Raw genomic sequence first — 19,693 nt, forward strand, 5'->3', positions numbered from 1 at the left:
CATACCCGTGAACTATGCCGAGATGGATGGACATGAAGCATTATCGTGTAGAGAGTTATCAGACAAGAACGATGAAGCGCACTCGCTGGGCGGTGGTGGCATTTTCGGATTCCTCTCCCAACGCCTCACGGCGGGTGGTCTCTCGCCACGATGGACAGGACGAAGCCAGGGCCGCCGCCGCGGCCCTGGCCTTTGAAGACAAGCTCGGTCGAACGCCTACCAACGTCTGACCCACCTGTTGATCTGATTTTTAACGCCGTATTACCCAGCGCAGGCGCTTTTGGCACAAGCCCTAGGCGCTGTCAGAAAAGTCGACGAGCGAAGGTTAGACAAGGCAAAAATCGGTGAGAAAGCGCAGTTTACGGGGTGTAAATGAGCATTTTGATCCGATTTTTAACGCCGTATTACCCAGCGCAGGCACTTTTCAGACAAGCCCTAGCAGCGGCTGGGCGAAACGCCTCTGTAAACCTCCTTGGCCTGCACCATCTCGGCACGCAACCCTTCGATACGTGACTGATGCCCCGGATGAGTGGACAGGATCTCCGGCGGTTGATCACCGCCAACCGATGCCATATTGCGCCAGAGGGCGACGCTCTCGCCGGGATCGAATCCGGCGCGCGCCATGATGGCCAGCCCCATCACGTCGGCTTCGGACTCATGGGCACGACTGAACGGCAAGGCGATACCGAGCTGGCTGCCGATGCCCAGCGCCTGGAGCAAGGGCTCCTGACCCACGTCGCCCTCGCTCATCAGTCCTACCACCAGCAGCACGGCCTTGATGCCCAACTGCTGGGTCAATCGTTCGTTGCCATGGTCGGCGAGCACATGGGCGATCTCGTGACCGACCACCGCGGCCAGCTGGGCGGGCGTCTGAGCGACCTGCAACAGCCCCGAGTGCACGCCGATGCGCCCTCCCGGCAAGGCAAAGGCATTTGGCGAGGGATTGTCGAACACGACCACCTGCCAGTCGTCAGGCATCTCGACCTTGGGATAGACGAGCCGCGCCGACTTGATCAAGGCGTCGCTGACACATTGGACCTCGGCTTTGATGGCGGCATCGGTGGAAAGCGGTAGCTGGCTTCGCATCTGCTCAAAGGCGTCACCCCCCATGTCGCTCATCACGAAGCCAGGCACCAAGGCAAGCTGGCTACGCCCGGTGGGTGTCTCGTCGCAGCCCCCCAGCCCGACGGCCAGCAATAGCGTCAGTACCACGGGAAAATAGGATCGTTTCATCGAGCCTGACCTTTTCATGAAAAGCTGCTGGGCGACCATCGCCCTATCGTCTGAATGATGCCGTTTGTCACGGTGTTTGACTACGGCCGACGTCAGACGCATCTGGAATTCGCCATAAAGCGCATCCTGCTGTCTGACCAGCCGCCCCACTCCTATAGTGAACGAGCCAGCGACGGCACAACGCCGAAGGAAGCCTCAAGAAAGGAGACGCGGCCGTGGATTACCTGCACAACACTCTGGAAGGGCTGAAAGCCACCAGTCCCGCCCAGGCGGAGTTCTATGCCGCTGCAGAGAAGATCCTGGCGTCCCTGAGGCCCCTGCTGGAGTCAGACGCCCGCTACCTCGAGCACGCCATCATCGAGCGACTGGTGGAGCCCGAGCGCCAGCTGATGTTTCGCGTCTGCTGGACCGACGACAACGGCAAGATCCAGGTCAACAAGGGGTACCGTGTCCAGTTCAACTCGGCTCTCGGCCCCTACAAGGGGGGCCTTCGCTTTCACCCCAGCGTCAACGCCAGCATCATCAAGTTTCTCGGGTTCGAGCAGATCTTCAAGAACGCTCTGACTGGACTCGCGCTCGGTGGCGCCAAGGGCGGCGCCAACTTCGACCCGCGCGGACGCTCTGACGGGGAAATCATGCGCTTCTGCCAGGCGTTCATGACCCAACTGGTGGATCATCTTGGGCCCACCGTGGATGTCCCTGCGGGCGATATCGGCGTCGGCGCCAGAGAGATCGGCTACCTCTATGGCCAGTACAAGCGACTGACGCGACGTCACGAAGGGGTGATTACCGGCAAGGGGCTGGACTGGGGCGGATCGCTGGGCCGCAAGGAGGCCACCGGCTACGGCGCCGCCTACTTTGCCCAGCACATGCTGGCAGCCCGGGGTGAAGAACTACGCGGCAAGACCTGCCTGGTCTCCGGTGCAGGCAATGTCGCCATCTATACCATCGAGAAGCTCCATCAGCTGGATGCCCTGCCGGTCACCTGCAGCGATTCCGGTGGCTGCCTCCACGACCCGGACGGCATCGATCTGGAGGCTCTCAAGCGCTTGAAGGAGGTCGAGCGCGTCTCGCTTGAAGGCTACCTGAAGGATCACCCCCGGGCCCGCTTCATTGCGCTGGACGACTACCCCGCCGACGGCCACGCCGTCTGGCGCATCCCTGGCCAGGTCGCCTTTCCCTGCGCGACCCAGGGCGAGGTCACCCTGGCCGACGCCGAGGCGATGCTCGCCAATGGGCTCGAGTGTCTATGCGAGGGGGCCAACCTGCCGACCCTGCCGTTGGCGGTGGACCGTCTGCTGGAGGCCCGCATCGCCTACGCCCCCGGCAAGGCGGCCAACGCCGGCGGCGTCTCCACCAGTCAACTGGAAATGGCGCAGAACGCCAGCATGCAGATCTGGCCGCTGGAGAAGGTCGATGCCCACCTCCAGGCGATCATGGCCAATATCCATCGCTGCTGTGCGTCCACCGCAGAGGAATTCGGCGAGCCCCACAACCTGGTGCTGGGCGCCAACATTGCGGGATTCAGGCGCGTCGCCAATGCCATGATCGACCAGGGGGCCTGGTAAATCCTGGGACAGGTTTGTCCGGGGGACGGTTGGCAACAAGGCCCCTGCCGATCTAACCGCCGGCAGATAAGCACAAAAGCGCATATTACATGCAAGACCGACTACACTATGCCGAAATAGCAATCGAGCCCGCGTTGCAGGGGCTCTCTCATTGGCTGGGGGAATGTCGGGATGCATCAGGGAAGAGTCAGGATTCGGGGCGGCGAGCTCTGCGAACAGAATGGCCTGAGGGTGAACGTTCCGTTAGCCAGCAGATCCGTTGGTGCCGCGCTGCTGATCGGCACACTGGCGATCAGCCCCGGCGTCCTGGCCGAGCAGGAACTCGGACAGGCCGCCTCCGACCCCACTGCACCACTGATGAACTTCCAGCTACAGAATTCCTGGAGCCCGGAAGTCCACGGCACCAATGATTCACAGAACATCGTCCAGTTCAGAACGGCGCTGCCCTACCGGCTGGCGGGCCACCAGCACATCTTTCGCCTGACGGTGCCCTCACTGACCGAGGATCCCGGCGGTTCCACCGGCCTTAGCGATTCTACGGTGTTCGACCTCACCACCTTCGAACACTCCTGGGGTCGTTCTGGCTTCGGTGTGGTCGCCCTTCTGCCGACCGGCGGTGAGCATCGTGGCGCCGAACAGTGGGGTCTGGGTCCGGCGGTCGGGTTTGCGGCCTCGCGGGGCTCCTTCCTGTATGGCGCCTTCAACCAGAACATCTTCAGTGTCGCCGGTGAGGACGATCGCGAGGACGTCAACCTGAGCATCCTGCAGCCCATCATCAATCTCGGGCTCGGCCAGGGCTGGTCAGTGGGCACTTCGGAGATGAACATCACCTACGACTGGGAGCACAGCGACTGGAGCAGCCTCCCCGTGGGGGGCCGACTCAGCAAACTGGTAAAGCTGGGAGACTCCCCGCTGCAGATCAGTGGTCTGTATGAACACAACTTCGCCGACGACTACGCCGTGCCCGAAGACCAATTTTCGCTGCAGTTCAAGTTGCTGGTGCCCTGACGGGCTCTTCCAGGGCATCTTGGCAAGGGGCTTTCTCGACAGACCCCGCTCGATAATTTCCGCCCGGTTATTTCCGCTCGATGCTTTCCGCTCGATTCTTTCCGATACTGGAACGCTGCGCCTCAGTAGAGGCGCAGACCCACACGGGTGATATGGTTGCCTTCCATCTCGCTCACCACCCAGTGGATGCCATGCCAGTCGACGTCGTCGCCTACCACCGGATGCCCGCCCAAGCGTAGTCCCATGAATTCACCCAGTGTCAGCGAGGCCTCGCCGGGGCTCAGGGTCAACGCATAGGCATCGGCCACATCGCCCATCCTGGCGTCTGCATCCAGGGTGAAGGTGCCGAAGAAGGCGCGCTGCTGGCGATGCTTGGCATCGCCGTTGAACAGCCGGTTCAATGCTGGCAGATCGTCGCTCTTGCCGATGACACAGATGATGTCGTCGATGCGCAACTGTGTACTGCCCTTGGGGTGCAGCATCACGTGCTGGCGGAACAGGGCAGAGATCAAGGCACCTGAGGGAAAGCGCAGCAGCCGGATCGGGATGTCCTCGAGATCGGCATTTTCGACCTTGTAGACGAACATCTCGAAGTCGTTTTCAGGCAGGATCCCAAGTGGCCCCCGATGATTGGGAGTGGCACTGTCCGGCACCATGACCTTCATGCGGCGTGCCATCCAGGGCAAGCTTCCGCCCTGGATCAACAGCGACAGCAACACCACCGCGAAGGCCACATTGAAGTAGAGGCCGGCTTGCTCGACGCCACCGATGACAGGAAAGATCGCCAGCACGATGGGCACGGCACCGCGAAGCCCCACCCAGGAAATGAATCCCACCTCGCGCCAGCGGAAATGGAAGAACGGCTTGAGCGTCAGCACCACCGCCAACGGACGCGCCACGAAGATCAGCGCCAGGGCCACCACCGATGCAGGCAACAGCACCTCCAGCAGTGCCGAAGGTGTCACCAGCAAGCCAAGCACCAGAAATAGCCCGATCTGACTTAGCCAGGCCAGTCCGTCATGCACCGGCAAGATGAAGTTGAGGTGCCGCCCCGGCTGGTTGCCGATCATCAATCCGGCCAGATAAATCGCCAGGAAGCCACTGCCCCCCAGGGCACTGGTCAAGCCAAAGACGCAGAACCCCAACGCCAGGGCCAGCAGCGAGTAAAGTCCCGGTGCAAGATCCACATAGCGCAGCAAGCGACCGATCAGCCAGCCCGCGCCAAGCCCGATGGCGATGGCCATGGCGAACTGCTGAACAAAGAACAGCAGCATGTCCATGGGGCCACCGAGGTCCCCCACCAGCGCCTCGACCAGCACCAGGGTGAGAAAGATCGCCATGGGATCGTTGGTGCCGGACTCGATTTCCAGGGTGGCGCCGACCCGTTCATTGAGGTTGAGCCCTCTGCCACTGAGCATCGAGAAGACCGCCGCAGCGTCGGTAGAACCGACGATGGCCCCGACCAGCAGGCCCTGCAGCAACGATAGATCGAAGACCCACATCGCCAGCAGACCGACCAGACCGCTGGTGATGAAGACCCCGACGGTAGCGAGCCCCAGGGCGGGTTTGAAACCGACACGAAAGGTCTTGAGCCGTGTCCTCAGGCCACCATCCAGCAGGATCATCGCCAGGGCGAGATGGCCGATGACAAAGGCCAGCGAGTAATTGTCGAAGTCGATACCCAGCAGGCCGTCTTCACCCGCCAGCATGCCGAGTATCAGGAACAGCACCAGCAGTGGCACACCGGCCAGAGCGGAAAGCCGACTGGCCAGCACACTCAGCGCAATCAGCGTTCCACACAGAAGAAAGAGACTATTGATCGAATCCATGCGCATCCCTTGCAACGTTCATCGTGATTGTCTCACGCCCGGCCCCACGCCGCGATCTGTCGAGTGTAACGTGATTCATCGAGCGCACTTCGAATTACCAGGATGTTGATGGATGCCGCTGGTGAACGAAGCTCGCCCTTGGATACACTAGCGCGCTGGTACGAATGCCTGACCCATGGAGATTGTTGATGCCCAAGTCGTCGCCCAGGCAACACCGGCTAATCCGGCTTGCGGGCTTGAGCTTGCTACTGGCAAGCCTCGGCGCGTTGTCCCCTGCCCTGGCCGAGCCGGAGGCGCCCGCTGAAGCCGCAGCGCAGCAACAGACAGCGCCGCCCCTCGCCCAGGAGCAACAGGTCGAGACTTCTTCCGAGCAGGTCGACGGAACGCCCCCCACAAGCGCCGAAGCAACGGTGGTGCGCGATATCCTCGAGCGCTACCGTGGATTGCCTGGTGGACCCGGTATCGACACGCCCGCGATGCCGGTGGCACCGTCGGCCACGGCGGCTCCTGCCGACCCGATCGCGCCGCCGCCGGTCACCGAGCTGACTCTAGTGCTGGAATGGTCACCCGGGCCGCAGCACGCTGCCTTGCTGGTGGCTCAGGAGAGGGGGCTGTTCTCGCGGCGCGGACTGAACGTCGTGCTGCAGACGCCCGCCGATCCCGACGTGCCTGCCAAGCTGGTGGCGGCATCCCAGGCGGATCTGGCTCTGACCGACCAGCTGACCCTGCACCGACTGGTGGACCAGGGGCGCCCCATCATCAGGGTAGCCACCTTGAGCGAATTGCCACTGTCGGCGCTGCTGGTACGCGAAGATGCGGACATCGACTCGGTGCTGGGACTGATCGATCACCGGATCGGCTACGCGCAGCGCTCGGGACAAGACGTCTTGCTCAGGGCCATCCTTCAACACGAAGGGTTGAACCTGTCCCATGTCGAGGCCAAGGACGTGCACTTCAGCGTGATACGCGCGATGAACGAAGGCTGGATCGATGCCTTTATCGGCGGCGCGGCACTGTCCCTGCCGCGAGAGCTCGCCGACCTCGGCATCGCTACCCGCGCCATGCCGACCGAGACACTGGGTATCCCGGTGCACGACGGCCTGGTCGTCGTGGCCAACCAGGACCACTTTCAGGCACAGAAGGACGCCATTCGCGCCTTCGTCGACGCACTGGAACAAGCCACACGCTGGATCATCGACCATCCCGCCGCGAGCTGGGAGATCATGACTCGACTCGAGCCGACCATGGACAGCCCCGCCAATGCCGAGGCCTGGCCCGACATCAGGCGCCGACTCAGCCTGCGCCCCGGCGCCATGGACCACGGCCGCTATCGTCGCCTGGAGCGCTATCTACATGACCAGAAGATCGTCGAACGCTTGACCCCGATCTCGCGCCTGGGCAAGGACCCCGGCTAATCACTGGCGCCTGGGCAAGCACCCCGGCTAATCACTGGCGCCTTGATTGCACTGGCTAGTCGTCCAGAGAGGCCAGAAATTCGGCCACTTGCTCCTGAAACTCCTGCGCCCGCTCGGTGTGCAGCCAGTGACCAGCGTCCAGGGTCTTGACTTCGGCCCTGGGCAGGACGGCGCGCAGCGACTCCAGCAGGTCATCGGCGACGTAGTCGGAGCGACTTCCGCGCAACACCAGCGTCGGCACATCGATGCTTCCTTCGCCACCGGGCGGTGCCATGATCTGGCCGTAGCCGGCTTCGATCGCATCGAGATTGACCCGCAAGCGTAGTACGCGATCGTCGCCGCGCACCAGATTGGTAGCCAGAAACATGCGGGTGGGCTTGTCGTCGATCACCTCAGCCATCAAGGCATCGGCCTCTCGCCGGTCGGTGGGCTCACCCTGCTCGACACGCCGCAGTGCGCTGAAAACGCTATCGTGACGGTGTTCATAGGCGACCGGCGCGATATCGGCAACGATCAGCGACGCCACCAGCTCAGGATGCAGCCTGGCCAGGGTCATCACCACCTTGCCGCCCATGGAATGGCCAAGCAGGTGCCCTCTGGTGACGCCGCAGAGGTCCATCACCGCTGCCACGTCTTCGGCCATCTGGGCATAGTCCATACCCTCGGCATGGGGAGAACGGCCATGATTGCGAAGATCAAGGGCGATCACACGGCGCTCGCCCGACCACTGTTTGACATGGGAGCGCCAGTTGTCGGCGCTACCCAGCAGGCCATGAACGATGACCAATGGCTCTCCCTGACCACCACTGTCCGTATATTCCAGGGAAACCGTCATAGCTGCACTCCTTTGAGCGATCGAAGGTTGGAAGAGAGCCGGTAGAACGTCGTGCTTCACGACACCAGCATAGTACTGAACGTGCCAGGCGGGGCGCGGAGCCAGGCTGCAAGCACAACCAGAGCAAACCAGGGCGGGGCTAGGTCGGAACCAGATCGGAACCAGATCAGAACCAGAGCAGAACCAGATCGTAATACCGGCCCAGCAGGCTCAACCGCCGGGGATCGAGGCCCTTATCAGCGCCCCTCTCCCCGAGCGACCTGCTCCGGCCAGACGTCCTGACTGCCGGTCACCGCCACCAGTCGCTGGCTCAGATAACGCAGCAGCACGCCGTACAGGGGCAGGAAAAAGACCAGACTGATCGCAAGTTTGATGGCGTAGTCGACCGCTGCGATTTCTGGCCAATGCTGCGCCATGAACGGGTCAGGGCCAGCCTCGAAGGCGATGGAGAAGAACGCCACGGTATCGACCAGATTACCGACCAGGGTCGACGCCGCCGGCGCCACCCACCAGTGCTTGAGTCGCCGGAGCCGGTCGAAGACCTGCACGTCGAGCAATTGTCCAAGCAGGTAGGCCATGAAACTGGCCAGTGCGATCCGGGCGACGAACAGATCGAAACCATCGAAGGCTGCAAGGCCAGCGAAGCCGCCCTGCGGGAAGACCACCGAGACAACGTACGACACCACCAGTGCGGGCAGCATCACGCGCATCACGATGGCGCGCGCCGGCCCCTTGCCGAACAGGCGCACCGTCAGATCGGTGGCCAGGAAGATGAAGGGAAAGCTGAAAGCGCCCCAGGTCGTGTGCAAGCCAAACACCGTAAACGGCAACTGGACCAGGTAGTTGCTGGCGGCGATAACGACGATATGGAAAACGACCATCAGCGCCAGCAGGCGACGGCGCTGTTCGAAGGACAGAGTGAACATCATGATTCCTTTTTCGCAAGGGGTGAGGGAACCCTGGGAACAACCACAATACGGCTACAGGCACGCCTGGCTGCGATACCTCTGGATGGCGCAAGATTTCGAGCCGTATGGCGATAAGTCTCGCGCCACCGCGTGGGGTGCAAATTTTGCGGCAGAAATTATACGAGACAAGCCTGCGCCTTGCCAGCACTCCCTTGCTCGACCCCTTCCCCTTTACCCACAGGCCACCCGGCGTAGACGGGCAAAACCAGATAACTGCAGATCCAGGCACCAGATGTGCCATACAGGATACCTAGAGAAACCTGATATTGCACAATATTGTCAGTCTGCTAAATACAAATACAAGAAACAACGCGATGGACACACTTTGAAAAACTTATTATCGAATTCTGCCGAAACGGTCACAAACACGCGTTTAAGACGCGTTTACTTCAACAATGCGCTATTATTGAGAAGTTTCTTAATCACTAACGGAAAGAAAGGCTTCGGCTTTCATCAGCGACCAAATGAATGGAGTCCTGCGCCCCGGACCAACACTATTCCGAGGAGCCGGATACGCCGAATCCGACTAGCGGATCTCTTCGATGAGGATGACAAGCCATCCATGCACAACACCTCGATCCCTATTGCCGTCCATCTCGGGTGGCGCCTAGCGCCACGACGTCCAACGGGTGAAATTCGTGTCAGTCACCGCTGCAAGGGAGAGTGCTGATGAACAGCTCACAACGTGTTGCCGGCCGCCTGCTTGAGGGTGGAGATGCCGTGGTAGACAGAGCGAGCGGCCTGCTGAAAGCCATCGCCAACGACAATCGCCTAAGAATCCTGTGTCTACTTGAAGGCAACGAGCTGTCCGTGACAGAGCTCAATCAACGCCTGAGCCTGAGCCAGTCGGCCCTATCCCAGCACCTTGCCATCCTCAGGCGAGCCGAGCTGGTCAGTACTCGGCGCTCCTCCCAGACCATCTACTACTCATTGCAAGGCGACAGCGCGAGCATCATGATCGCCGCCATCGTCAAGATGAACGCAGCCAACGACGACTGAAGCGCGACCACAGACTCTGGTCAGGCGCTTCGCACCCGATAGCCCTCGCTGGAGGGCATCGGGCTCGCTCGATGGATAGAACGACTTGGACAGGCGGAGCTGGGGCGGCTCAGGTCAGGCAGTATTGCGATCCAATATTGCGATCCAATGTTATGAACCGCGACGCACGCTTCGCCTACCGATGCTCCCAGCCGGACGCATCGACACGCTCTTCCACCCGGTCGAGCGCCTGCTCGACCATGCCAGAGGCGGAAAAACCAAGACGCTCGGCCAGTGATGGCACCGCCGCAAGCCTCAGGCTCAGCACCTTGCCACGTTCCATCGCCTTGCTGAGATAAGCCTCGCTGGTGGTGACCTCATCCGCCAACCCTCTGGACACGGCCTCTTCTCCGTACCAGACCTCACCGGTGGACACGGCGTCGATATCTACGCCGGAGCGGCGCTGGTCGACGTAGTCCTTGAACTTGGCATGGATGGCGTCGAGGTCCGCCTGCAGCTTGTCTCTGCCTTCCTCGGTGTTTTCGCCCAGCACGGTGAGCGTGCGCTTGTAGCGCCCGGCGGTCACCAGCTCCACATCGACGTCATGGCGCTTGAGCAGGCGGTGGATATTGGGGATCTGGGCCACCACCCCGATGGAGCCGATTACCGCAAACGGGGCCACCAGGATGCGTTGTGCGTTGCACGCCATCAGGTAGCCGCCGCTGGCCGCTACCTTGTCCACGCAGACCGTGGTCTTGAGGCCCCCCTCGGTGAGCCGGTGCAGTTCCGCCGCACCCTGCCCATAGGTGTGGACCAGGCCTCCGGGGCTCTCCAGCCGAATGACCACCTCGTCCCCTTCCTTAGCCACACCAAGCAGCAAGGACACTTCGCGAGCCAGGCGGTCCACGCCGCTGGCCTTGAGGTTGCCATGAAAATCGATCACCCAGGTGGTGGCGCTCGATGCCACGCCTTCGTCCTGCCTGGGCTTGGTATCCCGACGCCACGGCCAGCGCAGGCGAGACCGCTTTTCTGTGCCTGTCCTGGCTTGTATCAAACGCTCACGCCACTGACGCTGACGCTGACCCAGGTCCTCGATCCTGAGTTGCTCCCTGGGTACACTGCCGCCACCCTTGGCCCGGGCAAGCACGATCAGCGCCAACAGCACGCCCCCTGCCACCAGCAGCAGCTGAACAAAAAAGGTCAGGATCTCACCCAGCCAGTCTTCCATCGCTCTCTCCCTGTCAGCCGGCACGATTCTGCAAAGACCTGGACCTTGACGGTCATAGGCCCTGAACGGCGCCCGGCCTTGATTGAAACATTCGTTTGAAATACGCTGCCTGACAGCGACTCACACAACTGCAAGGAATTCTCATGTCACAGACACTCGATACGCTACGCTCTCGCTTCAATCCCGACGCTGCCCAGGGCATGCACGAGATCTTCCAGTTCCATTTCAGCGATACCGAGGATCACTATGTCGTCATCGACGATGGCGCACTGGACATCCAGCAGGGCGAGCACGACGATCCCTCTGTCAGCCTGAGCATGAGCAGCGACACCCTCAAGGGCATCATGACCGGTGATATCAACGGCATGACAGCCTTCATGACCGGCAAGCTCAAGGCGACCGGCAATATCATGCTGGCGACCCGCCTGACCGAGCTGTTTCCCGAGAAGTGATGCTCAAATGGGCAGTGGCCCCTCCCGGCGACTGCCCGTCAGGACCGACCGTCACGCACCTCGGACAGGTGCAACTCGATCAACTCCCGCGAGATCGAATAAAGCGGCGGCAACTGCGGTAGCTGCCGTGGCGAGAACCAGGCGGCGTCTTCGATCTCGTGGCCGTCGATCACGATGCGTCGGCTTGCCGCCTCGACCAGATAGCCCAGCATCAGGGAGTGGGGAAAAGGCCAGGCCTGACTGCGAATATAACGCAGCCTCCCCAGCTTCAGACCGACCTCCTCGTGGACCTCGCGATGCACCGCCTGCTCCGCCGACTCTCCCGGTTCGATGAATCCTGCCAGGGTGGAATAGCGTCCGGGTGGAAAACGCGGGCTACGAGCCAGCAAGAGCGACTCCCCGTGGGTCACCAGGGTGATGATGCAGGGCGAGATGCGCGGGTAGTTGCGATGGCCGCAATTGTCGCAGTGCATCGCAAACTCGTGTTCCAGGCGCCTCGCTTGGCTGCCGCAACGCCCGCAGAAGCGATGGTTGTCCATCCAGGCGCCCACCTGCAGCGCCGTTGACACCAGCCCGTACCATGACTCGGGCAACCTCGACAGCCAGCTACGGCCGTCTGGCCAGTCGGCGCCTGGGCTGTCTTCAAGACGCAGCCCCACCGGTTCGTCCGACCACCAGCACAACGGCTGAACACGCTCATCCCAGGGCTCGACCGGCCCCAGTGGCGTATTGTCCAGGCCAGGCGCCATACAGCCTTTCGCCAGGCGAATGATACGCCCCGACTCGACACCTCTTGGCAGCTCCCGATGCAGCATCAGACACCGTCCTGCGTGGCGCTGCCGGGGCCGGCGTAGGCAGGGTCCAGGTCGTCCCAGCGACACTCTCCTGCCTTGCCACGCACCTTGTCGAGCTTGGCCAGATGGGCCGCCATCTCCTGCTCTGTCGGGCGTACCACGCTCAACCGCCCCGGCTCCAATGACAACCGACGCACCGAAAGCTCGCCGGGCACCGCCGCCTGCTGGTCGCTGTCGTTGCCCGCATCCAGGGTCAGGGCGGTCTGCCCACCGGTCATCGCCAGATAGACGTCTGCCAGGATCTCGGCATCGAGCAAGGCCCCGTGCAGCACGCGGTGACCATTGTCGATATCGTAGCGCTTGCAAAGGGCGTCGAGGCTGTTGCGCTGCCCCGGGTGCAGTCCCCGTGCCATGGTCAGGGTATCGAGGATACGACAGTGATCCTTGACGGGCCCTGCATATAGCTCGGGGTGGGTGGCCTTCAGCAGCTTGAATTCGTGGTCGATGAAGCCGACATCGAAGGGCGCGTTATGAATGACCAGCTCGGCCCCGCGAATAAACTCCCAGAAGTCGGCCGCCACCTCGGCGAACACCGGCTCATTGGCGACCCGCTCGTTGGTGATGCCGTGGACACCGATCGCCTCGGCATCGATCTCACGCTCGGGATTGATGTATTGATGGTAGGAATTTCCGGTCAGACGCCGGTTTATCATCTCCACGGCGCCGATCTCGATGAGACGGTGGCCGTCGCGAGTCTCGATACCGGTGGTCTCGGTATCCAGTACAATCTGTCGCATTCTGGGTCCCTGAAGTCGGATGGGCTGTGGGGTGTGGGCCGACGGCGTCAGGCGCCTTCCAGCAACTCGTCGATGGCCTCGTTGACCAGGGCGTCGGCGGCCTCGTTTCCAGGGTGGCCGCTGTGCCCCTTGACCCAATGCCAGCTGACCTGGTGTCGGCGTGTCTGCTCATGCAGCTCGCGCCACAGATCGGCGTTCTTCACCGGCTGCCTGGAAGCCGTCTTCCAGCCACGCTTGATCCAGCCATGGATCCATTCGGTGATGCCCTTGCGCAGATACTCCGAATCGGTCCAGAGATCCACGTGACACTCGCGCTTGAGCGTCTTCAGCGCCATGATCGCGGCGGTCAGCTCCATTCGGTTGTTGGTGGTATCACGCTCGGCGCCCTTGAGCGACTTGCGGTGATCCCCGCTTTCCAGCAGCGCTCCCCAGCCGCCGGGTCCGGGATTGCCGCGGCAACCCCCGTCGGTGTAAATGGTCACGACAGGGAGTGAATCGGGAGTGGTCAACGCATTGCTACCTTCTTCTGCTTGGGGGTCTGCCGCACACTGGGCTCGAGCCTGGTGGTGCCGAGTGCGGTGTTACCGACCGGCAAGCCGAACAGTGGGCGTTTTCCCTGGGTACAGGCCAGCTGCGAGCGGCAGCGAGCCTGGATGATATAACAATCGCCCAGGGGCAGGTTGTGGCGCCGGCCAAGGGTCTCCAGCATGCCATTGCCACCGGCGAGCCCCGGCAGGCGAAATCGGCAGTAGTCTACCCGCTCGATCTCGAAGTCGACAAACTGAAGCCAGTCCTTCATCGTCCGCGGCGTTCGCCATACGCCCTGCCCCGGCAGCTGCCGCCGGCGGCGAGGCCGAACCCTCATCAAGCCCGACGATGACAGCGGGGACCAGCCGAGCAGCACCAGTCGCCCCTGCGGCGAGACCACCCGGGCGGCCTCCTGCAGAAGCTGGTGGGGGTGGGACACCACCTCCAGCAAGTGATTGAGCACCACCACGTCCATCGCTCCGTCGGGCAGTGCCAAGCGCTCAGGACGGCAAACCAGCGTGCTGGAACTTTCCGCCAGCTCCCTGGTCGGAGACCACCGTATCCAGTGGCGCACCGCGCTCATGTCGGCCAGTGGCTCGGCCAGTGACATTTCAAGACCGTGCTGGCCGCACCAACGTTCGGCCAGCGGACCCAGGCAGGCTCGTTCGGAACGCCGCACGGCGCATCCGCTGTCACTGGACCAATAGCGTCGAGCGTGCCGCACCAGGCACGCGAGCTCCATCGGCTCCGACGCATTTGACATAGTCGACCTGTGCCTCCAAAGTGTCTGATTTTGCAAGGCGAAAAAACGAAGTTTACTGAAGTCTGCGCCGGCCGCCCAGCTAGATGCTGCCCGCTCAAGGCTCGCTCCGAGGACCCTGCCGACCATGTTAAGCGTGACACCGATTCCAGCCTTTAGCGACAACTATATCTGGCTGCTGCGCCAGGATTCGAGTCAAGAGGTCTGCGTCGTGGATCCCGGTGACGCCGAGCCTGTTCTGCGCTTTCTCGAACGTGAAGGGCTGAGCCTGGGCTGCATCCTGCTGACCCATCACCACCATGACCACACCGGCGGCGTTGCCGAACTGATCCAGCGCTATTCGCCCCGGGTGATCGGGCCGGATAACCCCGAGATCGCAGGCATCGACGAGATCGTGCGTGACGGTGACGAGTTTCGCGTCATGGGCCGCCTGTTCGAGGTGATGGCGGTGCCTGGGCATACCCTGGACCATCTGGCCTTCTTTACCGCTGGTATCCCGCCGCTGCTGTTCTGTGGGGACACCCTGTTCAGCGGTGGCTGCGGACGCCTGTTCGAAGGTACCCCGGAGCAGATGAAGGGGTCCCTCGACCGACTGAATTCCCTGCCGGCGGATACACTGGTATTCTCCGCGCACGAATATACATTGGCCAACCTCGCTTTTGCGAAGGCGGCCAACCCCGGCAACCCCGACGTTGCCACCGCCTTCGACGAATGTCAGAAGGCACGAGATCTGGACCGACCCACGCTGCCTACAACGATGGAACGTGAGCGCCGCATCAATCCCTTCCTTCGTTGCGGTGATGAAGATGTCAAGCGCGCTGCCTCAGCCCATGGGTCGACCGATAGCACGGACGCCACCTTTGCCACGCTAAGAGCCTGGAAGGATTCCTTCTGAACGGCTCGGCGTCCTGAACCATCGTCCCACAGGACGCCCGCGATAAGCATCGCGGGCCAGGAGTTTCTGTACGCATGACATTTCACACGACCCGTAGACGACTTCTTGGCGCGGCCAGCAGTCTGGCCCTCCTTGGCTCGTTGATGGCCGGTGCCTATACATCCCAGGCCTCGCCACTCCCCCCCGGTGGCGCCATGCCATATGGCGGAACCAGCGCTGACGCAAGCGCCGCGCCTTCGCATCAACACCTGACTCGCCACTTCTGGGATGCCCTGGAACTCGAGCCGCAGGATGCGTGGACGAGTCTGCGGGCGGATTTCCAGTGGCAGGACCAGCCGGTCAATGCCCGCGTGCAGGAATGGATCGACTACTACCAGGACAGCCCCCATAACGTGGCGGAGATCACCGAGCGCGCCCGCCCCTGGCTCGCCTGGATCACCCAGCAGGTCGAATCACGTGGTCTGCCGGGCGAGATCGCGCTGATCCCCTTCGTCGAGAGCTCCTTCGATCCCAAGGCACGTAGCCACTTTGGCGCCGTCGGACTGTGGCAGATCATGCCGCGTACCGGTGACGCCCTCGGCCTCAAGCGCAATGGTGCCTGGGATGGCCGCAATGATGTCGTGGCCTCCACCCGCGCCGCCCTGGACTACATAGAGATGCAGGCGGATCAGTGGTACGAGGGCGACCTCCAGTTGTCACTCGCGGCGTACAACGCCGGCGCCGGCACCGTCAACAATGCCCGCCGTGCGGCGCAGGCTCGCGGGCTCGCCGGCGACTACTGGGATCTCAACCTACCCTCGGAGACCATGGCGTACGTGCCGAAGCTGATGGCCATCTCGCGGATCATCAATGATCCCGAGCGCTACGGCGTCAATCTTCCGGAGATCAGCGGCTCGGCGGCCTTTGCCAAGGTCTCGGTCACCGCACCGATCTCGTTGAACAAGGCAGCCGCTCTGGCCGGAGTGACCACCCACGAGCTGAGCGAACTGAATCCCGGACTCAAGTCGCGCAACGTCAACCCGCGTCACACCCGTCAGATTCTGGTGCCGGCAGAGAGCGCCGCCACCCTGCGCAATGCCTTGAGCAACCTGGGGCAGATCGAAGTGGCCAGCGCCTCCGACGAGACCCATGTCGTCGAGAGCGGAGACACCTTGAACCGCATCGCCATGCTTCATTCCATCTCGCCTCGGGACCTGGCACGCTGGAATGGCATCGACAACCCGCAGGCTCTTCAACCCGGTCAGCAACTGACACTTTCCGGTCGGTAAAGCGGGCGCCACGGTGGCGCCCCTCAGGACAAGGACTCCACCGCCATGCGACAGGTGGCAATTGGCGCCTGCCTGCTGGGCGCCCTGCTGGCGACCGCCAGCGAGGCCGCAGACGTTTCCAGCGTGCCCACCGTGCACGCCCTTCCGCTCTATGGTGAGCCGGCCCTGCCGGCTGACTTTCGCCACTTTCCCCATGCCAATCCTGATGCTCCGTCAGGCGGTGATTTGATTCGCGCCGCCCAGGGCAGCTTCGATTCGACCAATCCGTTTATTGTTCGTGGCACGCCAGCCTCTGGCCTTACACAGATCTACGACACCCTGCTCGAATCGAACCCGGGAGAGCCCTTCACCATGTATGGGCTCCTGGCCGAGGGTATCCGCCTGGACCCCGAACGGCGCTGGGTCGAGTTCGACCTGCGCCCCGAAGCGCGCTTCCATGACGGCGAACCCGTGGACGCCCAGGACGTGGTATTCAGCTTCGAGACGCTGACCACCAAGGGGCAGCCCTTCTACCGCGCCTACTACAGCGATGTCGACAGCGTCACCGCCATCGACAGCGACACCGTGCACTTCGATCTGGGTGACAGCGAAAGCCGCGAACTGCCGCTGATCCTGGGCCAGATGCCGATCCTGCCTGAGCACTACTGGCGTGATCGCGACTTCGAGGCGGTGACCCGCGATTCGCTGCTCGGCTCCGGCCCCTATCGGATCGCCGAGGTCGATCCGGGCCGCCGCATCGTCTACGAGCGCGTCGACGACTACTGGGGTAGCGAGGTACCGGTCAACGTCGGCCGACACAATATCGGACGGCTGATCTACGACTACTATCGCGACCAGACGGTGGCACTGGAGGCCTTCAAGGCCGGCAATCTCGACTTCCGCCTCGAGAATTCCGCGAGCAACTGGGCCACGGCCTACGACTTCCCGGCGCGCGAGCAGGGCTTCGTCAGGCAGCTTCAGGTCCATGACGGCCAGCCCGCTGGCATGCAGGCCTACGTCATGAACCTGCGCAAGGCCAAGTTTCAGGATCGCCGCGTGCGCGAGGCGATCACTCTTGCCTTCGACTTCCCGTGGCTGAACAGAAACCTGTTCTACGACGCCTATGCGCGCACCGACAGCTACTTCGAGAATTCCGAGATGGAAGCCACCGGCTTGCCGTCCGAAGACGAGCTGGCACTGCTCAAGCCCTTCCGCGACCAGCTGCCGGAGAGCGTCTTCAGCGAGCCACTGCCGATGCAGCAGCCCCAGGAGATGCGTCCACGCCTGAGGAAGGCCCTGGAACTTCTGCGTGAGGCCGGCTACGAGGCCCGTGACGGGGTAATGATCGACCCCGAGAATGGCGAGCCACTGCACGTCGAGATCCTGCTTTACAGCACCCAGTTCGAGCGCATCGCCCAACCGCTGCTGCGAAGGCTGGCCCGACTGGGGGTGCAGGGCAATATCCGTACCGTCGACGTCAATCAGTACCTCAATCGTCTGCGCAGCTTCGACTTCGACATGGTGGTGGGCAGCTTTCCGCAGTCCTTGAGTCCCGGCAATGAACAGCGTGAGTTCTGGGGCAGCGAGTATGCCGAACGCCCCCAGAGCCGGAATCTGATCGGCCTTCAGGATCCCGTCATCGACGCTCTGGTCGATCGCCTAATCGCCGCCGACTCGCGCCAGGCACTGGACACCGCCGCCCAGGCGCTGGACAGAGTGCTGCGCTGGGGCTTCTACGTGGTCCCGCAGTTCCATCTGGCCGCCCACCGCATCGCGGTGTGGGACAAGTTTGCCTGGCAGGAGCCCTTCCCCGAGTACACGCTGGACCTGAGCGCCTGGTGGGTAGACCCTGAACGCGAGGCGGTCATCGAGGATCGTCAGCGTAGCCGTTGATTCAACGGCGGCCCAAGGGCGCCGTGCTGTGGTAAGAAGGTCAAAGATTCAGAGGGCAGGCGCACGTGTCCAGCCCGAACGGCAGGCCCGACCACGCCGGCGGCCCTGATACAGAAAATGTTTCTGGTGGTGCGAAGCGTCGTGCGAAACGACGCTTCGCCTTGGCAAACCCAATCCTCAAGGAAATGCCGTGGGTGCCTACGTACTGCGCCGTCTGCTGCTGATGATCCCCACCTTGCTGGGGATCATGCTGCTCAACTTCATCATCGTCCAGGCCGCGCCGGGCGGGCCCATCGACCAGTTGCTGGCACGTTTCGAGGGCTTTTCCAGCGAGGCCAGTACGCGCCTGCAGGGCGGTGGCGGCGAGACCATCGATAGCGGCGAGTCTCGCGGCAGCCGCGGGATCCCCGAGCAGTTCATCACCCAGCTTGAGCAGCAGTTCGGCTTCGACAAGCCGGCCCATGAACGCTTTATCGACATGATGGTGGACTACGCCACCTTCGACTTCGGCGAGAGCTTCTTTCGCGGCGAGGCGGTCACCACCCTGATGTTCGAGCGACTTCCGGTGTCGATCTCGCTAGGTCTGTGGACCACCCTGCTGGTGTATCTGGTGTCGATCCCGTTGGGTGTACGCAAGGCCCTGAGACACGGCTCCGCCTTCGATGTCTGGACCTCCGGCCTGGTCATCGTCGGCTACGCCATTCCCGGCTTCCTGTTCGCTATCCTGCTGATCGTGCTGTTCGCCGGCGGCAGCTACTTCGACGTCTTCCCGCTGCGAGGGCTGACGTCACCGGACTTTTCCGAGCTCAGCGCCTGGGGCAAGGTCAAGGACTACCTGTGGCATATCGTGCTGCCGGTCAGCGCCTCGGCCATCGGCAGCTTCGCCACCCTGACCATGCTGACCAAGAACAGCTTTCTCGACGAGATCCACCGCCAGTACGTGCTGACCGCCCGGGCCAAGGGTGCCAGCGACAGGCGGGTGCTCTATGGCCACGTCTTCCGCAACGCCATGCTGATCATCATTGCCGGGATGCCGTCGGCGCTGATCGGGATCTTCTTCACCGGCTCGCTGTTGATCGAGGTGATCTTCTCGCTCAACGGGCTGGGCCTGCTCGGTTTCGAGGCGGTCATGCAGCGTGACTATCCGGTGATCTTCGGCACCCTCTACCTCTACACCCTGATCGGCCTGATACTCAAACTGGTTTCCGACCTGACGTACGTCTGGGTGGATCCGCGCATCGACTTCGAGACACGGGAATCCTGAT

Annotated in this window: 19 protein-coding genes; 10 read left to right on the top strand and 9 right to left on the bottom strand. The window is 62.5% G+C overall.

Translation table 11 applies throughout. The features are described 5' to 3' along the window. Window positions 1–32 precede the first annotated feature (32 nt). Entirely contained in the window at window positions 33–230 is a 198-nt protein-coding gene (locus NFG57_RS10250) for a hypothetical protein (RefSeq protein ID WP_124804775.1), read from the top strand. 205 nt (window positions 231–435) lie between these two features. Here the strand turns inward: NFG57_RS10250 and NFG57_RS10255 are convergent, their stop codons facing one another. Beyond that, a complete protein-coding gene (locus tag NFG57_RS10255) occupies window positions 436–1,233 on the bottom strand; it encodes a M48 family metallopeptidase (protein ID WP_045993710.1) in 798 nt (265 codons plus the stop codon). 215 nt (window positions 1,234–1,448) lie between these two features. Here NFG57_RS10255 and gdhA point away from each other — a divergent pair, with 215 nt between their 5' ends. Further along, entirely contained in the window at window positions 1,449–2,801 is a 1,353-nt protein-coding gene (gene gdhA, locus NFG57_RS10260; protein ID WP_045993711.1) for an NADP-specific glutamate dehydrogenase, read from the top strand. A gap of 231 nt (window positions 2,802–3,032) precedes the next feature. Further along, window positions 3,033–3,809 carry a hypothetical protein gene (locus NFG57_RS10265; protein ID WP_124804776.1) on the top strand — a complete coding sequence of 259 codons (777 nt, stop codon included), beginning with the start codon at window positions 3,033–3,035 and terminating at the stop codon, window positions 3,807–3,809. Window positions 3,810–3,931: 122 nt separating this feature from the next. On the opposite strand, the gene NFG57_RS10270 is transcribed toward NFG57_RS10265, so the two are convergent. Then, a complete protein-coding gene (locus NFG57_RS10270; protein WP_348816143.1) occupies window positions 3,932–5,638 on the bottom strand; it encodes a potassium/proton antiporter in 1,707 nt (568 codons plus the stop codon). A gap of 188 nt (window positions 5,639–5,826) precedes the next feature. On the opposite strand from NFG57_RS10270, the gene NFG57_RS10275 reads away from it, so the two are divergent. Next, the gene (locus NFG57_RS10275) at window positions 5,827–7,053 is read left to right on the top strand and encodes an ABC transporter substrate-binding protein (RefSeq protein WP_348816144.1); all 1,227 of its coding nucleotides are present in this window, start codon (window positions 5,827–5,829) and stop codon (window positions 7,051–7,053) included. A 55-nt stretch (window positions 7,054–7,108) separates the two neighbouring features. Here NFG57_RS10275 and NFG57_RS10280 read toward each other — a convergent pair whose 3' ends face one another. Beyond that, entirely contained in the window at window positions 7,109–7,888 is a 780-nt protein-coding gene (locus tag NFG57_RS10280; protein ID WP_348816145.1) for an alpha/beta fold hydrolase, read from the bottom strand. A 236-nt stretch (window positions 7,889–8,124) separates the two neighbouring features. Then, window positions 8,125–8,814 carry a 7-cyano-7-deazaguanine/7-aminomethyl-7-deazaguanine transporter gene (locus NFG57_RS10285; RefSeq protein WP_108133390.1) on the bottom strand — a complete coding sequence of 230 codons (690 nt, stop codon included), beginning with the start codon at window positions 8,812–8,814 and terminating at the stop codon, window positions 8,125–8,127. A gap of 711 nt (window positions 8,815–9,525) precedes the next feature. On the opposite strand from NFG57_RS10285, the gene NFG57_RS10290 reads away from it, so the two are divergent. After that, window positions 9,526–9,855, top strand: a complete 330-nt coding sequence (locus tag NFG57_RS10290) for a metalloregulator ArsR/SmtB family transcription factor (RefSeq protein WP_045993715.1) — start codon at window positions 9,526–9,528, stop codon at window positions 9,853–9,855. A 175-nt stretch (window positions 9,856–10,030) separates the two neighbouring features. Here NFG57_RS10290 and sohB read toward each other — a convergent pair whose 3' ends face one another. Beyond that, window positions 10,031–11,062 carry a protease SohB gene (gene sohB / locus NFG57_RS10295; protein WP_348816147.1) on the bottom strand — a complete coding sequence of 344 codons (1,032 nt, stop codon included), beginning with the start codon at window positions 11,060–11,062 and terminating at the stop codon, window positions 10,031–10,033. A 143-nt stretch (window positions 11,063–11,205) separates the two neighbouring features. On the opposite strand from sohB, the gene NFG57_RS10300 reads away from it, so the two are divergent. Then, window positions 11,206–11,514 carry an SCP2 sterol-binding domain-containing protein gene (locus NFG57_RS10300; RefSeq protein ID WP_045993717.1) on the top strand — a complete coding sequence of 103 codons (309 nt, stop codon included), beginning with the start codon at window positions 11,206–11,208 and terminating at the stop codon, window positions 11,512–11,514. 38 nt (window positions 11,515–11,552) lie between these two features. Here the strand turns inward: NFG57_RS10300 and nudC are convergent, their stop codons facing one another. Genes nudC through NFG57_RS10320 form a run of 4 tightly spaced genes read right to left on the bottom strand, consistent with a single transcriptional unit; the run spans window position 11,553 to window position 14,312 of the window. Then, entirely contained in the window at window positions 11,553–12,329 is a 777-nt protein-coding gene (nudC, locus tag NFG57_RS10305; RefSeq protein WP_348816148.1) for an NAD(+) diphosphatase, read from the bottom strand. Beyond that, window positions 12,329–13,105: a DNA polymerase III subunit epsilon gene (dnaQ, locus tag NFG57_RS10310; protein WP_045993719.1), complete on the bottom strand. Its 777-nt coding sequence runs from the start codon at window positions 13,103–13,105 to the stop codon at window positions 12,329–12,331. The genes nudC and dnaQ overlap by 1 nt, the downstream gene beginning before the upstream one ends. Window positions 13,106–13,152: 47 nt before the next feature. Further along, entirely contained in the window at window positions 13,153–13,587 is a 435-nt protein-coding gene (gene rnhA / locus NFG57_RS10315) for a ribonuclease HI (RefSeq protein ID WP_231498692.1), read from the bottom strand. Window positions 13,588–13,610: 23 nt separating this feature from the next. Continuing rightward, a complete protein-coding gene (locus NFG57_RS10320; protein ID WP_231498691.1) occupies window positions 13,611–14,312 on the bottom strand; it encodes a methyltransferase domain-containing protein in 702 nt (233 codons plus the stop codon). Between the two features lie 208 nt (window positions 14,313–14,520). Between NFG57_RS10320 and gloB the strand changes: the two genes are divergently transcribed. The 4 genes from gloB to NFG57_RS10340 all read left to right on the top strand — a co-directional run bounded on the left by gloB (window position 14,521) and on the right by NFG57_RS10340 (window position 19,692). Further along, on the top strand, window positions 14,521–15,288 hold the full coding sequence (gene gloB / locus NFG57_RS10325) for a hydroxyacylglutathione hydrolase (RefSeq protein WP_348816149.1): 768 nt from the start codon (window positions 14,521–14,523) through the stop codon (window positions 15,286–15,288). 194 nt (window positions 15,289–15,482) lie between these two features. Beyond that, window positions 15,483–16,556: a transglycosylase SLT domain-containing protein gene (locus NFG57_RS10330; RefSeq protein ID WP_308812443.1), complete on the top strand. Its 1,074-nt coding sequence runs from the start codon at window positions 15,483–15,485 to the stop codon at window positions 16,554–16,556. A 45-nt stretch (window positions 16,557–16,601) separates the two neighbouring features. Beyond that, window positions 16,602–18,428 carry an extracellular solute-binding protein gene (locus NFG57_RS10335; protein ID WP_108133385.1) on the top strand — a complete coding sequence of 609 codons (1,827 nt, stop codon included), beginning with the start codon at window positions 16,602–16,604 and terminating at the stop codon, window positions 18,426–18,428. Window positions 18,429–18,618: 190 nt separating this feature from the next. Continuing rightward, the gene (locus NFG57_RS10340; protein WP_083970510.1) at window positions 18,619–19,692 is read left to right on the top strand and encodes a microcin C ABC transporter permease YejB; all 1,074 of its coding nucleotides are present in this window, start codon (window positions 18,619–18,621) and stop codon (window positions 19,690–19,692) included. Window position 19,693 lies beyond the last annotated feature (1 nt).

Source organism: Halomonas sp. H10-59, assembly GCF_040070555.1.
Classification (GTDB): Bacteria; Pseudomonadota; Gammaproteobacteria; order Pseudomonadales; family Halomonadaceae; genus Halomonas; species Halomonas litopenaei.